This window comes from Microvirga medicaginis (assembly GCF_052658925.1).
The window spans coordinates 24,511-41,778 of sequence record NZ_JBQWEL010000026.1 but is presented as its reverse complement, the minus strand read 5'-3'; the positions used below and the strand labels follow the sequence as shown (position 1 = coordinate 41,778).

Sequence of the window (17,268 nt, the reverse complement as noted above, 5' to 3'; positions counted from 1 at the left end):
GATCACGCAAAAGAGTTGGGAGCAGCGGTTTCGGGGCATAGTATGGTTTAAGAAGCGAAACTCACAAGCAAGGCATAGGCCCGCGGCACCATGTGAGAAGGACAAGTGTCCGCCAACGGCAATCGAACGTTCACACGATCGGATTATGCCATGTCACGACGTTTCGAGCATGCAGGATTCCGGATGCGGAGAGCAGCCCTCGCCCGCATCCTTGTCTGCGCCTTGGCTGTTCTTCCTGCAACCGAAGGCGTTCAAGCGCAGGAAGCGTCGAAGAAGGTGCTGCACATCGATTCCTACCACGCGGGCAACGAATGGAATGATCGGATCGTGGCGGCTCTCCGGGAGACGCTGACGGGCAAGGATATCGAGCTGCGCGTGTTCCATATGGACACGAAGCGACACCCCTCCGACAGCGATATTAGAGCCTCGGCCCTGGAAGCCAAACGTCTCATCGACGAGTTCAAGCCTCATGTCGTCACGACCAGCGACGACCCTGCCGCGCAATACCTCGTGCAGCCCTATTTGCGTGATTCCTCGATCCCGGTCGTCTTCTGCGGCTTGAACTGGGACGCCTCCACCTATGGCCTGCCCTACCGCAATACCACGGGCATGGTCGAGGTCTCGCCGATCCCGCAAATCGTAAAGCTGCTGCGGAGGCACGCACGGGGGCCGAAGCTCGGCTTTCTGTCTGAGGATACGCAGGTCAAGCGCAAGGAGCTTACCTATCACGAACGGCTTTTCGGAATCACCTACGACAAGATTTACTTCGTGAAAACGCATGCGGCCTGGAAGGAGGCCTTCCTGCAGGCTCAGAAGGAAGTCGACATGCTGATGATCCTCGGCGTCGGAGCTCTGCCTGATTGGAATCTCGCCGACGCCACCCGCCTCGCGGAAGAGAAGAGTGAAATCCCGAGCGGGACGGATTTCGAGTGGCTCACCTCCGTCAGCCTTATTGGAGTGGTGAAGAGCCCGCAGGAACAGGGGCGCTGGGTGGGCCAGGCAACGCTTCGCATTCTCGAAGGCGTTCAGCCCAGCGACATTCCTCTTTCATATAATCGCGAAGGCGAGCTGTTCTTTAACGACAGGATTGCCCGAAGGCTTGGCATCAAGGACCTCCCGCCCCTCGCCAGAGCCGTCCCATGACAAGCTTCGAGCATGTTGAGCCTCGAAAGATTACGAGTCCGAAGCGTTCCCTCACTCTGCTGACGCTCCGCAAGATCGCGATCCGCATCAGCCTCGTCGTCGCAGCTGCCACCATCATGAGCTACTGGCACGTGAAGACGGGGTTCGAGCAACAGGCCATTGAGAATCTTGAGCAGTATGTCGAACAGAGACGCGTCCGTGAAAGCGCGATCTTCGACCTCGCCAGCAGCAATATTCGGACATTCTCGGATGCCTATCTGCGCGAGATCAGCCAGATGGACCCGCAAGGAGCGGAGCAGCGCTTTGCCAACCTGTTCGAGCAGCATCCCGACGGAACCACGCGGCTGACGGAAAATGTCTTCAAGACCTATGGCGTCACAGGATTCATCGGCAAGCACGTGATGATCGAGCGCGATCTCAAGCGCCGGCTTGTCGTTGCCTTCGATCTGATCACGCAGTTTGGTCCTGCGTGGAAGAGCCAGTTCGCCAATCTCTATGTGATGACGCCGGAAGGCGCCGTCATCATGTACTGGCCGGATCAGCCCTGGGCTTTGCGGGCGGGGGATTGGGAGATCTCGGGCAAGCTGAACCTCCTCTCCGCCAAGAAGGACGACGTCCTCGTTGCAGGCACCGGCGCGATCGCCGACTCTGTCAAGGAGCGCTGGTCCGAACTCTACTTCGATTACGGTATCAACGACTGGCTCGTATCGGTCACGCGCCCGGCCCTTCTGGATGGACGTCCGGCCATCCAGATCGGCCAGGACATTCTCGTTCATGACCTGATCGGCCGAGCCGTCAGCACGGATCTGGGCGGCACATATAACATTCTCTTTTCCGAAGAAGGGCGGATCATCGCCCATCCCCGCTTCATGGATGCCATTCAGGCGCGCAGCGGCTCTTTGCCGATTTCCGAAACCGGTGACGCCAAGCTCGAGGAAATTCACCGATTGACGCTGGAGCGCCCGCCACAGCAGACCGTCATCCGCGATCAAAGCGACAATCAGGTGATTGCCGTCACGAAGCTCAGCGGTCCTGCATGGACCCTTGCCACGGTCTATCCTCTGGATCTCGCATCCGAGAGCGCGTGGCAGACGGCTCGCCTCATTCTCCTGATGGGTGCCCTGGCACTGATCCTCGAAATCGTCATCTTGAGCTCGACGCTCAGGAGCCAGATCGCCGTTCCTTTGCGCCTCCTGGTGCGCGCCACAAGTTCTGTCGCCAAGGGGGAGTTCAAGACGCATCTCAATCTTCGCCGTGATGACGAAATCGGTGAGCTGGCGGACGCCTTCACCACGATGGCCCGGCAGATCGATGCCCGCGAGACGGCGCTCAACGAGCGAAGCGCGAGCCTCGCCAAGCTCAATGATGAATTGGCCCATGAGCTTGCAGAGCGTGAGAAGGCCGAGCGGGAACTGGCACGCCATCGGGAACTCAACGCTCTCCTCGATACCATCGATTACGGCATATTATTCCTGAGCCCCGACCTGAAGATCCGCCTTGCCAACCGGGCCTACAAGGAGATGTGGGCCGTGCCCGAGGCGCAGATCGCCAAGGGAACGCCGATCCGCAATGTGATTGCCCATCACAGCCAGGCCCTCGGCATCGACCTCGGGTACGAAGACGCCTTCGTCGAGCGTAACATGGAGGATATCCGGCGCTGCGATCAGGCTCCTATCGAGATCCAGTCCCCGAACAACCACGTGCTGCGCTATCATTGCGTGGCCCTGCCGGATGGCGGGCGCATGCTCACCTATGTGGACATCACCGAGCAGAAGCGGGCCCTCGATGCCATCGCGCTCGCTGAGCAGCGCCAGCGACGCCTTCTGGAACTGGCGCCCTTCCCGCTGGTGGTGACCCGGATGTCGGACGGGCGGATCCTGTATGCCAATGCCCGCACAGCAGAGGCCATCGGCCTTAAACCCGAGGAGTTGCGGGGAACGCCCGCGCCGAACTATTACGCAAATCCTGCCGATCGCGAGCGCATCCTCAAGATTCTATCGCAGGAAGGCCGCGTCCAGGACGTGGAAGTTCTCCTCCAGCGCCACGATGGGAAGCAGTTCTGGGCCCTGGTGAACGCAAGCTACGCCGATTATGAATCCGCCCCTGCCCTGCTGTTCGCCTTCAATGACATCACCGAGCTGAAACAGAGAGAGGCGCAGCTCAAGCTGGCCAAGAAGGAAACCGAAGCGGCATTGCGCGATCTCAACGCCGTTCTCGACACCATCCAGTATGGCATCCTGTTTCTCGACCCCGACTTCCGCATCCGCCTCGCCAACCGGGCCTATCGCGAGATCTGGGAGATGCCCGCGAGCTATTATGAAAAGCCCCGTTCCCTGGAAGAGGACATGGAGAAGAGCCGAACACTCGGCAGCTACGATGTCACGGATGAAGAATGGGACGCCTACAAGGCACGACGCATCGGCGAAATCAGAAGCGGCGCTCCTGTCACGACCGAGATGCGCCTCAAGAGCGGCCGCGTTCTTCAGTACCGCATCATTGCACTGCCGGATGGCGGGCGCATGCTCACCTATTTCGACATCACCGATATGAAGCGGTTCGAGGATGTTCTGCGTCGCCACCTGGCCGCCATGGAAGCAGCCATGGACGGCATGGCGATCCTTGATGCGGATTATCATTATCAGTATCTCAACGAAGCTCATGTGAAGATCTTCGGTTATGACCGCCCGGAGGAGCTTATCGGGAAAAGCTGGAAGCAGCTCTACACGGACGAGGAACGCGCATACTTGGAAGCAGTCGCGTTCCCCAAGGTCTTTCAGGATGGTCACTGGAGCGGCGAGGCAGTGGGCGTGAAGCGTGACGGCACGCTCTTCCCGCAGGACGTCTCGCTCACCATCATCCAGGATGGCGGGCTGATCTGCGTGGTGCGCGACATCACCGAGCGCCACGCCCGTGACGAGGCCCTGCGTCAGGCCAAGGAGCACGCGGAGGAAGCAAGCCAGGCCAAGTCCCGATTCCTGGCGAATGTGAGCCATGAGCTTCGCACGCCGCTCAATGCCGTCCTTGGCTACACCGAACTCCTCATCGATGGCCTCTACGGCAGTCTTCCCGACAAGGCGCACGGCGTGCTCACGCGTGTGCAGGTGAATGGCCGTCACCTTCTCGCCCTCATCAACGATATCCTCGATCTCTCGAAGATCGAGGCCGGAGAGCTTCTGATCGCCGCAGAGCCCTATTCGATTTCCGATCTTATCCACGCCGTCGTCACCACAGCGGAGCCGCTCGCCAAGGCAAAGGGGCTTTCCCTTCGCGTTTCGGTTCCAGAGGGTCTCCCCTGTGGCAGCGGCGACGAGCGTCGCCTGACCCAGGTGCTCGTCAACCTTGTCGGCAACGCCATCAAGTTCACGGATCAAGGCTCCGTCGAGGTCTCGGCCGAGGTGGTGACCGGACGCCTGAAAATCGCCATCAAGGACACTGGCATCGGCATCACGCCAAAGGATCAGAAACTCATCTTCGAGGCCTTCCAGCAAGGCTCCAATGCCGTGAATGGCGGCACCGGAACAGGGCTCGGACTCGCTATCTCCAAGCGCATCGTGCAGATGCACGGCGGCACGATCCATGTTCACTCGACTGTGGGACAAGGTTCCACCTTCACCATCGACCTCCCGCTGGAGGCCCGCCCTGTGACGGAGGCCGCCTGATGAGCAAGCGGATCCTGATCGTCGAGGACACGGAGGACAATCGACGGATCCTGCGCGATCTCCTGACCAATGCCGGATTTGAAATCTGCGAGGCGCATGACGGCCGGGCGGCGATCACGGCTGCGGCGGAATTCAAGCCCGATCTGATCCTGATGGATATCCAATTGCCCATTCTCGACGGGTATGAGGCGATCCGGCATATCAAGGCCGATCAATCCATCGATCCACCTCCGATCATCGCCGTCACATCCTATGCGCTGTCCGGAGACGAGGAGAAGGCCTGGGCTGCCGGATGCGACGGTTATATCGCGAAACCCTTCAGCCCGCGCCAAATCCTCGCGAAGGTGCGCGAACTTCTGGAATGACGGTCCATGCGCGATCGCCCTCTCATCCTGGTCGTCGACGATATCGAGGAAAACATCGAGATCGTCCGCGTGCGCCTGGAGGCTCAAGGGTATGAGATCGAGACGGCCAGCAATGGACGCGAGGCGGTCGAGAAAGCAGATCGACTGCGCCCCGACCTGATCCTGCTCGACATCATGATGCCGGAGATGGACGGCATCGAAGTCACGCAACGGCTCAAGGGCAATGAAGCCCTTCGCGCCATTCCCATCATTCTGCTGACGGCGAAATCCAGCATCAAGGACGTGGTCGCAGGTCTCGACGCCGGGGGGGATGATTATCTCACCAAACCTTTCGAGCCTGCGACGCTCGTCGCGCGGGTGCGATCGCTGCTGCGGATCAAGACTCTTTACGACACTGTCCAGGCACAGGCTTCAGAACTTGCAGCCCTGAACCAACATCTGGAAGACCGCGTCGAGCAGCAGGTGCAGGAACTCGAACGGTTACGCGATCTCAGGCGTTTCCTGCCGCCCCAGATCGCGGACATGATCGCCTCGAAGGGTGGCCAGGCCGAAATCCTTCAGCATCACCGCCGGGAGATTGTGGTGCTCTTCTGCGACCTGCGCGGCTTCACGAGATTTGCCGAGATCGCTGCGCCCGAGGAGGTGATGGACCTTCTGAATGCCTATCACTCGACTCTCGGGCCGCTGATTCACGAGGCTGCGGGAACGCTTGAGCGGTTTACGGGCGACGGCATGATGATCTTCTTCAACGATCCCATTCCCTGCCCCGATCCCGCCGCTCGTGCCGTGAAGCTTGCGATCGCCATGCGCGAGCATATTCAGATGCTGGCGCGTGACTGGCAGATTCGGGGCTATTCCATCGGATTCGGTATCGGCATCGCGCAAGGCTACGCGACCATGGGACGGATCGGCTTCGAAGGCCGTTTCGATTACGCCGCCATCGGCACCGTGACGAATGTGGCCGCGCGCCTGTGCTCGGAAGCGCGGGACGGCCAGATCCTGGTCACGCAGCGCGTCGCTGCAGAGGCGGAGAACCTGGCGGCATCAACCTCTCTCGGCGACTTCAATCTGAAGGGTCTGAGCCGCCCGATTCCGATTTATAATATCGAAGGGCTCAGACCTGAAGGCGCGAGCGCCTAGCCCATCTTCACCATCACGTGGCGTACGGCTGTGTAATCCTCCAGCGCGTACATGCTCATGTCCTTGCCGTAGCCGGACCGCTTCAAGCCACCATGGGGCATCTCGTTGACCAGCATGAAATGGCAATTCACCCATGTGCAGCCATATTGCAGACGCGAGGCCGTGCTCATGGCCTTCGACACATCCCTGGACCACACGGACGAGGCAAGGCCGTAATCGGAATCGTTCGCCCAGGCGACTGCCTGATCCACATCGTCGAAGCGCGTCACGGAGACGACAGGACCGAACACCTCACGGCGAACGATCTCGTCCTCCTGGAGGGCTCCGGCAACGACGGTGGGTTCGTAGAAGAAGCCGCTGCCGCGTCCCTCCCTGCCGCCGGCTGTGATCTCGATGTGCTTGAGATCCGCAGCACGTTCCACAAAAGAAGCAACGCGCGAGCGCTGGCGCGGCGAGATGAGCGGCCCGAGATCATTCTCATCATCATTCTCACGGCCAAGTCGCAGGCCGGACACGGCAGAAGAGAGATCCGCGACGAAACGATCATAGATCTTGGAACCCGCATAGATGCGGCAGGCGGCCGTGCAATCTTGGCCCGCATTGTAGTAGCCGAAGACCTTGATGCCCTCGACCACCTCGGCGAGGTCCGCATCGTCGAACACGATGACCGGCGCCTTGCCGCCGAGCTCCAGATGCGTGCGCTTCACTGAATTGGCAGCAGCGGTGAGAACCTTCTTGCCTGTGGCGACGTCGCCGGTGAGCGAAATCATCGAGACCTTTGGATGGGAGATGAGCGCCTGTCCCACCGTTTCGCCGCGTCCCACCACCACGTTCACGACGCCGTGAGGGAAGACATCGGCGATGATCTTGGCGAGCTTCAGCGTCGTCAGCGGCGTCTGCTCGGAGGGTTTGATCACGACCGTATTGCCGCCGGCCAGAGCTGGAGCGAGCTTCCACGCCGCCATCATCAACGGATAGTTCCATGGCGCAATGGAAGCCACGACGCCAATAGGATCGCGCCGAATCATGGAGGTATGGCCCGGCAGGTATTCGCCCGCAACGGCACCCTGCATGGTGCGCACCGCGCCCGCGAAGAAGCGGAAGCAATCGACGATCGCCGGGATCTCGTCACGCAGCACGAGATGGCGCGGCTTGCCGCAATTGAACGATTCAAGGCTCGCGAATGACTCCGATTCCGCCTCGATGCGATCGGCAAGCTTCAGCAGGAGTCCTGAGCGCTCGGCAGGCGTTGTGCGTGACCAGAAGGCGAAGGAGGCTTCAGCTGCCGAGACCGCATCGTCGATCTGGTCGGACGATGCTTCGGGCATTTTCAGGATTGTCTCGCCGGTGCGGGGATTGAGGATCGTCTCCGCATCCTCGGATCCCGCCTCGAAACGGCCACCGATCAGCATTTCGACATCGGATGGTTTCAAGAGATTGCCTGTATTCATGGTGTCCTCCTCACAATGTCCTGATCGGTTTGTCCGTTATGGGCGGCTGGATGCACTGGCCTCCTCGCGGGTCAGGTAATAGGCCGCGAGAATGGGCAGGAAAGTGAGGACGATCACAATGACGGCAACGACGTTAGTAACGGGCCGCTGGCGCGGCCTGACGAGTTCGTTGAGCATCCAGATCGGCAGCGTCGATTGCTGTCCTGCGGTGAAGGTGGTGACGATCACCTCGTCGAAGGACAGGGCGAAGGCGAGCATCGCGCCTGCGAGCAGCGCCGTGCTCAAGTTGGGCAAGATCACATAGCGGAACGTCTGAAAGCTGTCGGCGCCAAGATCGTAGGACGCCTCCACGATGGAGGGAGACATGCGTCGCAGGCGCGCCACTGCATTGTTATGCACCACTACCACGCAGAAGGTGGCATGCCCCACCACAATGGTCCAGAACGAGAAAGGCACATCCATCAGGTTAAAGGCGGAGCGCAGCGCAATACCGGTGATGATGCCGGGCAGCGCGATGGGCAGAATGATGAGGAGCGAGATGACCTCGCGCCCGAAGAACCTGGTCCGCGCCAGCGCACCGGCGGCAAGCGTGCCAAGTATAAGGGCGATGAGGGTCGCAACCGCCGCGACTTGAAACGAGAGCGTGAGCGCGTTCCAGACGTCAGGGCGCGACCAGGCAACGCCGAACCATTTCAACGTCAGCCCCGGCGGCGGGAACTGATAGTTGCGCTCCTCCGTGGTGAAGGCATAGAGGATCACGAACGCGAGCGGCGCGTGCAGGAAGAGAAGCCCGACGGCGGCGCTGATCTTCAAGCCGAGGGAAGCCTTAGAATGCATCGAACGCCCCTAGCCGCTTTGCCGCGAGAAGATAGAATGCCATCACCATGATCGGCACGACTGCGAAGGCCGCAGCGAGCGGAATGTTGCCCGCCGTGCCCTGCAGCACATAGACCGCCTGGCCCAACAGCAGCGTCGAAGGACCGATGATCTGCGGCAGGATGTAATCCCCGAGCGTCAGCGAGAAGGTGAAGATGGAGCCCGCCGCAATGCCGGGCATGGCGAGAGGCAGAATCACCGTGCGAAATGTCTGATCCGGCGATGCGCCGAGATCGGCTGACGCCTCGGTGAGGCTGACGGGTACGCGCTCCAGCGCCGCCTGGACGGGTAGGATCATGAAAGGCAGCCAGAGATAGATGAAGACGAGAAATTGGCCGATATAGCTGACGGATAAGGACGGACCACCGATCAATGGGGTGCTCAACAGGCCATCGATCACAGGCGTTGCGCCGATCCGATCCGCCGCCCATGCCACCGCTCCTTCCTTCGCGAGCAGCAGTTTCCAGGCATAGACCTTCACGAGATAACTCGACCAGAGCGGCATCATGATCGCGAGATAGAAGGCAGCTTTCATGCGCCCATAGGCATGGCGCGCTGCGTAATAGGCAATCGGAAAGGCAAGGATCGCGGAGGCCAGAGTCACGGCGGCGGCCATCGCCACAGTACGAAGAATGACATCGAGATTGGCGGGTTGCAGCAACTCGGCGTAGGTTTTCAGCGTGAATTCGCGAACAATGGTTCCCGAAAACTCATCGATGGAGAAGAAGCTCTGCAAAAGCAGCGCGATCAGGCTGCCCACATAGACGATTCCGAGCCACAACAGCGGCGGCACGAGAAGAAGGGTGAGCAGAAGACCTCGGCGCCTGAAGAGCTCATCGGAGAAGCGTCGTGACAGGCTCTCGCGCGGGATCAGAAGATCGAGGACACCAGCCGTCATCGTTCATCCTCCATCGCGTGCATGGCGGCAGGCGGCCATGACAGGCGGATCGGCTCGCCAGGCCTCACGTCGCGCATATCCGACGCAGGCCCGAGTGCGCAGAGGCGCGCACCTGCGCAATCCACGATCATGCGCCGCATCGCACCCTGATATTGCACTTCGATGCATGTGCCGTCCGCATGAAGGCGACCCAGCTCGACTGCGTATCCGGCGGGACGAACGGCAATCGCTTCAGGCCGGAGGCTCACGAGCCTCGAGGGGCCACCGAGGCGCGCGGTCACGGCGGGCTCGAGCACGTTGGAGCCGCCGACGAATTCAGCGACGAAGCGCACTTGGGGCCGCTCATAGATCTCCTCCGGCGTGCCCACCTGTACGATACGGCCTGCATTGAACACGGCCACGCGGTCGCTCATGGAGAGCGCCTCGCCCTGATCGTGCGTGACAAAGATGAAGGTGAGGCCGAGGCTGCGCTGCAAAGCCTTCAGCTCTACCTGCATTTCCTCTCTCAATTTCAGATCGAGCGCACCGAGCGGTTCGTCGAGCAGCAGCACCTTGGGGCGGTTGACCAGGGCGCGCGCAAGCGCAACACGCTGGCGCTGACCACCTGAGAGCTGCTGCGGACGGCGCGCCTCGAAGCCGACGAGTTTGACGAGCGCGAGTGCCTCATGTCCGAGTTTCTCCCGCTCCGTTCGTCCCATGCCGCGGACGCGCAGGCCGTAAGTCACGTTGTCGAGGACATTCAGATGCGGAAACAGCGCATAATCCTGAAATACTGTGTTCACCGCGCGGCGATAAGGCGGAACACCGGCAACCGGCTCACCGAAGATGCTGATTTCACCCGCATCGGGCTGCTCGAAGCCGGCGATCAGGCGAAGGCACGTGGTCTTGCCCGAGCCGGAGGGACCCAACATCGAGAAGAACTCGCCGATACGGATATCGAGATCGAGCCCGTCGACGGCGCGCACGGCGCCGAAATGGCGGGCGACACTTTGGAAGCGCACAGCGTGAGCCGGTGCAGGCGCAAGGGATTGAGCCGCGACGGTGTCTTGCGGACGCGTGTGAACGGACATAAGAGGCGCTCCGGAGGTCAAGCGATCAGGCCTCCTGTTCTATCGAAAGGAGGCACTCTTGAAGCTCGAGCGCCTCCGCGTCAGGGCATCACCGCCCGCCGAGGATGGCGATGTAATCCGTCACCCAGCGATAATAGGGTACGCAGCCTTCGGACTGAGTTGCGCATTTCGCAACCGGCGTGCGCCAGAACTTGATCTTCTCGAAATTGCCTATGCCGTTGACCTCGCAGCCTTCGGCACCGAGAAGCTCGTTGCCCTTGCACGCGGCGGGAACGGAGGGCACGGAGCCGAACCAGGAGGCGAGATCGCCCTGCACCTTCGGGCTCAAGGAATGCTCGAGCCACAGATAGGCGCAGTTCGGATGCGGCGCATCCACATGCATCATCGTTGTGTCGGCCCACCCGGTCGCGCCCTCTTCCGGAACGGTGCTGGCGATAGGCTTGTTCTGGCTCTGCAGGAGGTTCACCTGGAACGGCCAGGATGAGGAAGCGACCACGCCTTCATTGGTGAAGTCGTCCACCTGCACCATGGCATCGTGCCAGTAGCGCTGCACGAGCGCACGCTGCTTGCGCAGCAGGTCGAGCGCCGCCTTGTACTGCTTCTCGGTGAGCTCATAAGGGTCTTTGATGCCGAGATCCGGCTGATGCTTCATCAGGTAGAGCGCCGCATCGGCGATGTAGATCGGCCCATCGAAGGCCTGGATGCGGCCCTTATTGGACTTGCCGTCGGGAAGCGTCTGCTCCTCGAACACCACATTCCAGCTCTTAGGCGCTTCCTTGAACACGTCGGTGTTGTACATCAGCACGTTCGAGCCCCATTGATAGGGCACGCCGTAATGCACATTGTCGACCGTGTGCCAGGGCGCGCTCTGGAGACGCGGATCGACGGTATTCCAGCTTGGGACGAGGCTCGTATTGACCGGCTGCACGCGCTTGCCCGAAATGAGCCTCAGACTCGCATCGCCCGATGCGGTGACGAGGTCGAAGCCACCCTCGTTCATGAGAGCCACCATCTCGTCCGAGGTGCCGGCGGTCTTCACATTCACCTTGCAGCCGGTCCTCTGCTCGAAACTCGTGACCCAATCGTACTTCTTGTCGGTTTCGCCCCGCTCGATATAGCCGGGCCATGCGATGATATCGACAGCCCCCTCGGCCTTGCCGAGTTGTTTGACCTGTGCGACGGCAGGCATGACACCAATCGACGCCGCCAAGCAGATTCCAGCGGTCTTGAAGACGATGCGACGCATGATGCGCCTCCCCTTCCCTCTAACCCCATCTGAAAAGCAGGCGGGCCCCATAGGCTTGGGCCTTCTTACCTTAGGGAAAGAGTGTCTCAAGTCGCCAAGCTGCGCCACTTCAATCGAGAGAATTCGGCTATCGGAATTTCCGATAGGTCAGGCGCGCTGTCGGTGGGTCCTATAGGTCTGCACGACGGAGAGGAACTGGGAGGCCGCGGGCGACAGGCGTGAGCCGCGCCGCCACACCACACCCACTGACACCGCCGGCAGATCCTCCTGAATACGCCGCGCCTCGATCTTGTCGCCTTCGAGAGACCAGGGGCGATAGGTAAGATCGGGCAGGACGGCGAGGCCTGCGCCCGTTGCCACGAGGCTTCGCACCGCCTCCACCGAGCGCGTGCGGAAAGCCGTGGGCGGGCGAAGGCCAAGCTGCTGCCAAGCGTGCTTGGGCGCCTCGTCGATTTCGTCGATGGCGAGCAGGATCTGCGGCTCCTCGGCGAGATCCCGCAGGCTGACCTCCGCTGCTTGAGCGAACCGGTGTCCGAGAGGAAGCCAGAGGCGATAGCGGGAGGCCTCCACGATCTCGGCTTCAAGGGAGAGCAACGTCGGTCGCGGCGGCAGCACCATGACGGCGATATCGAGCTCTCCGCCGATCAGGAGATGTTCGAGATAATCACGCCCATCTTCCACCACGCTCACTTCGAGAAGCGGAAAGGCACGCCGGAAACGGGCAAGGAGATCGGCCAGGATGTAGCTCGCGACCAGCGGCGTGACGCCCAAATTGAGACGCCCTTCGGAAGGCGCCGTGCCTTCACTGAGGACACGCCGCGCATTGGACACTTCCGCGAGGATCTTCTCTGCGTGGCGCAGGAACTGATAGCCCTTCAGAGTCAGGCTCATGCCGTAGGTGGCGCGCTCCACGAGCTTGAAGCCGAGATCCTGCTCGAGCTCCTGCACGGCCTCTGTGATCGTGGATTGCGAGATCGACAGATGGCGCGCCGCCCCGGAAATGGATCCCGTTTCCGCAATGGCGACGAAATAGCGAACCTGCCGGAGAGAGAAGGCCATCGGGGCTCAGGGGCTTGGTTTTGACCGCCCCCATTCTTGCTCGTTCCTGCTCCTTTTGAAAAGCCACGCTCCAGAGGCCGCTGCGTCCAGATATAAGCGTTGCAGCTCAAGCCCTTAGTTCTTTATGACGAACAGTTTCATGTTTGAAATGGCTCTCCACATATCACGCGCCCCAAAGTTGATAGGAATATCGCCAGGCAGCCGAGGACGTTTTGCATCAACATAATAAGAATCGTGACTTTCACACCCTACTCTCGTTCGTTAAACAGAACTTTTCCGTTGACAAGGACGAGCTGCAGCGTTTGTTTCCTGCGTAGGAACACGATCCAAGGAGAGAACGATGCTTCACAGGCATCCCATTGTGCTGGCAGCCGTGATTGGCGCCTGGTCCACGGCATTCCCGCTCGCCTCGGCACAGGCGGCAGAGGCAATCTCTGATGATGTGGTCAAGATCGGCGTGCTGAACGATCAATCCGGCATCTATGCGGACATGGCAGGCTCCGGCTCGACCATCGCGGCCCGCATGGCGGTCGAGGATTTCGGCGGCAAGGTGCTTGGAAAGCCCATCGAGGTGGTCGCGGGCGACCACCAGAACAAGCCGGATGTCGGCTCCGCCATCACGAACCGCTGGATCGATGAGGACAAGGTGGACACGATCGTCGACCTCCCGACATCCTCGGTCATGCTGGCCGTCCAGGAGATCGGTCGCCAAAAAAACCGCCTGATCATTGCTTCCACGGGCGGCTCATCGGACTTCACGGGCAAGTTCTGCTCCCCTGTCGGCATTCACTGGACCTATGACACCTATGGCCTCGCCGTCGGCACGGGGCAGCCTTTGGCAAGCCGCGGCCCCTGGTTCTTCCTGACGGCGGACTATGCCTTCGGCCATGCTCTGGAGCGGGACACGGCTCAGGCCGTCACCAAGGCCGGCGGCAAGGTCGTGGGCAGCGTGAAGCACCCGCAAGGCAATCATGACTTCTCCTCCTTCCTCCTCCAAGCCCAGAGCTCGGGCGCGAAGATCGTCGGTATTGCCAATTCCGGCGCCGATACCGTGAATGCAATCAAGCAGGCGCACGAGTTCGGTCTCACGGATTCCGGCGTGCAGCTAGCAGGCCTCTACATGCACATCACCGACGTGCATGCGATCGGCCTGGAGCAGGCCCAAGGCCTCCTGATGACCCAGGCCTTCTACTGGGACCTCAATGACGAGACCCGCGCCTGGTCGAAGCGCTTCTACGAGCGTCACAAGGCCATGCCGACGATGGGACAGGCCGGTGTCTACTCGTCGGTCATCCATTACCTGAAGGCCATCGAGGCTGCGGGCACGGATGAGGCGCAGGCGGTCGCGAAGAAGATGAAGGAGCTGCCGGTCAACGACTTCTTCGCCAAGAACGGGAAGGTGCGCGAGGATGGCCGCATGGTGCACGACCTCTATGTCTTCGAGGTGAAGAAGCCGGAGGAATCCCGTGAGCCCTGGGACTACCTGAAGCTAGTTCGCACGATCCCAGGCGACCAAGCCTTCCGCCCGCTGTCGGAGAGCGAGTGCCCGCTCGTCAAGGCCGGACATTAAACACTCCGGACGGGGCCGCCGTGCAGACGGCCCTGCTGCTTGAGCGCATCGCGCGGATAAAGTGGATCCGGTTCGCCGTCAGAAAATGCGGCAAACAAGGAAGAAAGCCCGGTTCCACGCAAGTGGAATCGGGCTCTAGGTTACCGCCTTATTGCTAAGGGACGCTCATCGTGAACACCCGAGACGGGTGCGCGTGCATTTGATAGGCTCCGGCCCAACAGAACCATCCGACCGGGCCCGCGGCTCAGGGATCTTCATAAGCAGACATCAGGGAAACGCCCGTGACTTCGACTGTTTACGACACGAACCTCGACAAGAATCCCGCAAATTACCAGCCGCTGACGCCTCTGACGTTTCTGGAACGTGCCGCAGGCGTTCACCCGGACCGGACGGCCATCATCCATGGCTCCTTGACGCGCAATTATCGCGACTTCTATGCCCGCTCCCGTCGCCTCGCCTCGGCGCTCACCCGGCGCGGCATCGGTCGCGGCGATACGGTATCGGCGGTGCTGCCCAATGTACCCGCCATGCTCGAATGCCATTACGGCGTGCCGATGGCAGGCGCGGTTCTCAACACGCTCAACACGCGCCTCGATGCCAAGATCATTGCCTTCTCTCTCGAGCACAGCGGCGCGAAGGTTCTCATCACGGACCGCGAGTTCTCGAGCGTCGTCAAGGCGGCCCTCGAACTCTCTTCCGTCAAGCCGCTCGTCATCGACTACGATGACCCGGAATTCACCGGTTCAGGCGAGCGCCTGGGCGATCTCGAATATGAGAATTTCCTGGCCGAAGGAGACCCGGAATTCGCCTGGAGCCTGCCGGGCGATGAATGGGATGCGATCACCCTGAACTATACGTCCGGCACGACGGGCGATCCCAAGGGCGTCGTCTATCACCATCGCGGCGCTTACTTGCTCGCCATGGGCAATATCGTCACCGGCGGAATGGGGCAGCACCCGGTCTATCTGTGGACGCTTCCCATGTTCCACTGCAACGGCTGGTGCTTTCCCTGGTCGCTCTCGATCGTCTCCGGCACTCACGTGTGCCTGCGGGCCGTGCGCGCAAAGCCCATGTACGACGCTCTCGCAGACTACAAGGTCACTCATCTCTGTGGCGCGCCCATCGTCATGTCGACACTGCTGAACGCGCCCACTGCTGAGAAGCGCATGTTCCCGCAAACGGTCCGCTTCATGACGGCGGCTGCTCCCCCGCCGGAGGCCGTTCTGGCAGCCATGAAGGAAGCGGGCTTCGACGTCACGCATCTCTATGGCCTGACGGAGGTCTATGGCCCCGCCGTCGTCAACGAATGGCATGAGGATTGGGATAAGCTTTCGCCTGCGGAATATGCCGCTAAGAAAGCTCGCCAGGGCGTGCGCTATCCGGTGCTGGAAGCGCTCGACGTGCTCGACCCGGACACGATGCAGCCCGTGCCGGCGGATGGACAGACGCTCGGCGAGGTCATGTTCCGCGGCAATGTCGTCATGAAAGGCTACCTGAAGAACCCGAGCGCGACCGAGAAGGCTTTTGCAGGCGGGTGGTTCCACTCCGGCGATCTCGGCGTGAAATATCCCGATGGCTATGTCCAGCTGAAGGATCGTTCCAAGGACATCATCATCTCCGGCGGCGAGAACATCTCCTCCATCGAGGTAGAGGATGCGATCTACAAGCATCCCGCAGTTCAGACGGTTGCCGTCGTCGCGATGCCGGACGAGAAATGGGGCGAGACCCCTTGCGCCTTCGTGGAGCTGAAACCCGATCAATCCGTGACGGCGGAGGAGATCATCGCCTGGTGCAGGCAGCACCTCGCCTCGTTCAAATGCCCGCGTACAGTGATCTTCACTGAGCTGCCGAAGACCTCTACCGGCAAGATCCAGAAATTCCAGCTGCGTGAGATGGCGCGCGCCTACGCAAGCCAGACGTGAAGGAAGGGACGCGATCAGCGCCCCTTCCACACAGGCTTACGTTTTTCGATGAAGGCATCGATGCCTTCCGCGGCATCCTCGGCCATCATGTTGCAGGCCATCACCTGGCCTGCAAAAGAATAGGCCTCCTCCAGGCTCATGCTGCGCTGGCGGCCGAACATGGCCTTTCCGGTGCGGATTGCGACAGGGCTCTTGGAGCAGATCGCGGATGTCAGCTCTGCCACGGCCGCGTCGAGTTCGGAATCCGGCGCAACGCGGTTGATCAAGCCGTAGGACAGCGCCTCGGCGGCCGAAATGAAGCGCCCCGTCACGAGCATCTCGAAGGCCTGCTTGGGCGCGACATTGCGCGAAAGAGCCACCGCCGGCGTGGAGCAGAAAAGGCCGACATTGATGCCGGAGACGGCGAAGGTGGCACTCTCGGCCACAACGGCGAGATCGCAGGACGCGACCAGCTGGCACCCCGCAGCCGTTGCCATGCCATGCACACGGGCGATCACCGGAACCGGCAGGTTCACGATGCTCTGCATGACGCGGCCGCACCGCTGGAACAGATCCTCGTAGTATTCCTGGCGCGGATTGGAGCGCATCTGCTTGAGGTCGTGTCCCGCGCAGAAGGCCTTGCCCGCGGCAGCAATCACCACGCAGCGCACATCCTCATCGGCGGCAAGTGCGTCCAGGCTTTGCTGCAGCGCCTGCAGCATCTCCTCCGACAGCGCATTGTACTGGCCGGGCCGGTTCAGCATCAGGGTCGCGACCCCTTCCTGGTCGTCGCGGATCAGAATGGGCTCTTCGGGGATAGTCTGCTGCGCGCTCATGATTGTCTCTCCTGATCCGAATTTAAGCACGTTGTCCGCCTGAGCCAAGCCGAA

13 protein-coding genes are annotated in these 17,268 nt (G+C 61.1%); 6 read left to right on the top strand and 7 right to left on the bottom strand.

All coding sequences use genetic code 11. The annotated features are described in order from the left end of the window. Positions 1-150 precede the first annotated feature (150 nt). The 4 genes from ACUXUR_RS23415 to ACUXUR_RS23400 are packed head-to-tail and all read left to right on the top strand — an operon-like array spanning position 151 to position 6,307. A complete protein-coding gene (locus ACUXUR_RS23415) occupies positions 151-1,143 on the top strand; it encodes an ABC transporter substrate-binding protein (RefSeq protein WP_445504761.1) in 993 nt (330 codons plus the stop codon). Next, positions 1,140-4,802: a PAS-domain containing protein gene (locus tag ACUXUR_RS23410; RefSeq protein WP_445504760.1), complete on the top strand. Its 3,663-nt coding sequence runs from the start codon at positions 1,140-1,142 to the stop codon at positions 4,800-4,802. Before ACUXUR_RS23415 ends, ACUXUR_RS23410 begins: the two co-directional genes overlap by 4 nt. After that, positions 4,802-5,167: a response regulator gene (locus ACUXUR_RS23405; protein WP_445504759.1), complete on the top strand. Its 366-nt coding sequence runs from the start codon at positions 4,802-4,804 to the stop codon at positions 5,165-5,167. Before ACUXUR_RS23410 ends, ACUXUR_RS23405 begins: the two co-directional genes overlap by 1 nt. Before the next feature lie 6 nt (positions 5,168-5,173). Continuing rightward, positions 5,174-6,307, top strand: coding sequence for an adenylate/guanylate cyclase domain-containing protein (locus tag ACUXUR_RS23400; protein WP_445504758.1), 1,134 nt, complete (start codon positions 5,174-5,176; stop codon positions 6,305-6,307). Here ACUXUR_RS23400 and ACUXUR_RS23395 read toward each other — a convergent pair. From ACUXUR_RS23395 to ACUXUR_RS23370, 6 genes are all read right to left on the bottom strand, one after another. Next, on the bottom strand, positions 6,304-7,758 hold the full coding sequence (locus ACUXUR_RS23395) for a gamma-aminobutyraldehyde dehydrogenase (protein WP_445504757.1): 1,455 nt from the start codon (positions 7,756-7,758) through the stop codon (positions 6,304-6,306). The two genes, ACUXUR_RS23400 and ACUXUR_RS23395, sit on opposite strands and share 4 nt — an antisense overlap. Before the next feature lie 36 nt (positions 7,759-7,794). Then, a complete protein-coding gene (locus ACUXUR_RS23390; protein ID WP_445504756.1) occupies positions 7,795-8,595 on the bottom strand; it encodes an ABC transporter permease in 801 nt (266 codons plus the stop codon). Further along, positions 8,585-9,532 carry an ABC transporter permease gene (locus ACUXUR_RS23385; protein ID WP_445504755.1) on the bottom strand — a complete coding sequence of 316 codons (948 nt, stop codon included), beginning with the start codon at positions 9,530-9,532 and terminating at the stop codon, positions 8,585-8,587. The genes ACUXUR_RS23390 and ACUXUR_RS23385 overlap by 11 nt, the downstream gene beginning before the upstream one ends. Continuing rightward, the gene (locus ACUXUR_RS23380; RefSeq protein WP_445504754.1) at positions 9,529-10,602 is read right to left on the bottom strand and encodes an ABC transporter ATP-binding protein; all 1,074 of its coding nucleotides are present in this window, start codon (positions 10,600-10,602) and stop codon (positions 9,529-9,531) included. Before ACUXUR_RS23380 ends, ACUXUR_RS23385 begins: the two co-directional genes overlap by 4 nt. A gap of 88 nt (positions 10,603-10,690) precedes the next feature. Further along, positions 10,691-11,791 carry an ABC transporter substrate-binding protein gene (locus ACUXUR_RS23375; protein ID WP_445504787.1) on the bottom strand — a complete coding sequence of 367 codons (1,101 nt, stop codon included), beginning with the start codon at positions 11,789-11,791 and terminating at the stop codon, positions 10,691-10,693. A 204-nt stretch (positions 11,792-11,995) separates the two neighbouring features. Beyond that, the gene (locus ACUXUR_RS23370; protein WP_445504753.1) at positions 11,996-12,907 is read right to left on the bottom strand and encodes a LysR family transcriptional regulator; all 912 of its coding nucleotides are present in this window, start codon (positions 12,905-12,907) and stop codon (positions 11,996-11,998) included. Positions 12,908-13,247: 340 nt separating this feature from the next. On the opposite strand from ACUXUR_RS23370, the gene ACUXUR_RS23365 reads away from it, so the two are divergent. Both ACUXUR_RS23365 and ACUXUR_RS23360 read left to right on the top strand, forming a co-directional pair. Continuing rightward, positions 13,248-14,477, top strand: a complete 1,230-nt coding sequence (locus tag ACUXUR_RS23365; protein ID WP_445504752.1) for an ABC transporter substrate-binding protein — start codon at positions 13,248-13,250, stop codon at positions 14,475-14,477. Between the two features lie 281 nt (positions 14,478-14,758). Further along, positions 14,759-16,399: an acyl-CoA synthetase gene (locus tag ACUXUR_RS23360; protein WP_445504751.1), complete on the top strand. Its 1,641-nt coding sequence runs from the start codon at positions 14,759-14,761 to the stop codon at positions 16,397-16,399. 14 nt (positions 16,400-16,413) lie between these two features. On the opposite strand, the gene ACUXUR_RS23355 is transcribed toward ACUXUR_RS23360, so the two are convergent. After that, positions 16,414-17,214 (bottom strand): enoyl-CoA hydratase, encoded by an 801-nt coding sequence (locus ACUXUR_RS23355; protein ID WP_445504750.1) that lies wholly within the window; start codon positions 17,212-17,214, stop codon positions 16,414-16,416. Positions 17,215-17,268: the final 54 nt, after the last annotated feature.

Bases quoted from the DNA above. Each gene is read 5' to 3' on its own strand.
- ACUXUR_RS23415 (WP_445504761.1), top strand. From the start codon at position 151: ATGTCACGACGTTTCGAGCATGCAGGATTCCGGATGCGGAGAGCAGCC.
- ACUXUR_RS23410 (WP_445504760.1), top strand. From the start codon at position 1,140: ATGACAAGCTTCGAGCATGTTGAGCCTCGAAAGATTACGAGTCCGAAG.
- ACUXUR_RS23405 (WP_445504759.1), top strand. From the start codon at position 4,802: ATGAGCAAGCGGATCCTGATCGTCGAGGACACGGAGGACAATCGACGG.
- ACUXUR_RS23400 (WP_445504758.1), top strand. From the start codon at position 5,174: ATGCGCGATCGCCCTCTCATCCTGGTCGTCGACGATATCGAGGAAAAC.
- ACUXUR_RS23395 (WP_445504757.1), bottom strand. From the start codon at position 7,758: ATGAATACAGGCAATCTCTTGAAACCATCCGATGTCGAAATGCTGATC.
- ACUXUR_RS23390 (WP_445504756.1), bottom strand. From the start codon at position 8,595: ATGCATTCTAAGGCTTCCCTCGGCTTGAAGATCAGCGCCGCCGTCGGG.
- ACUXUR_RS23385 (WP_445504755.1), bottom strand. From the start codon at position 9,532: ATGACGGCTGGTGTCCTCGATCTTCTGATCCCGCGCGAGAGCCTGTCA.
- ACUXUR_RS23380 (WP_445504754.1), bottom strand. From the start codon at position 10,602: ATGTCCGTTCACACGCGTCCGCAAGACACCGTCGCGGCTCAATCCCTT.
- ACUXUR_RS23375 (WP_445504787.1), bottom strand. From the start codon at position 11,791: ATGCCTGCCGTCGCACAGGTCAAACAACTCGGCAAGGCCGAGGGGGCT.
- ACUXUR_RS23370 (WP_445504753.1), bottom strand. From the start codon at position 12,907: ATGGCCTTCTCTCTCCGGCAGGTTCGCTATTTCGTCGCCATTGCGGAA.
- ACUXUR_RS23365 (WP_445504752.1), top strand. From the start codon at position 13,248: ATGCTTCACAGGCATCCCATTGTGCTGGCAGCCGTGATTGGCGCCTGG.
- ACUXUR_RS23355 (WP_445504750.1), bottom strand. From the start codon at position 17,214: ATGAGCGCGCAGCAGACTATCCCCGAAGAGCCCATTCTGATCCGCGAC.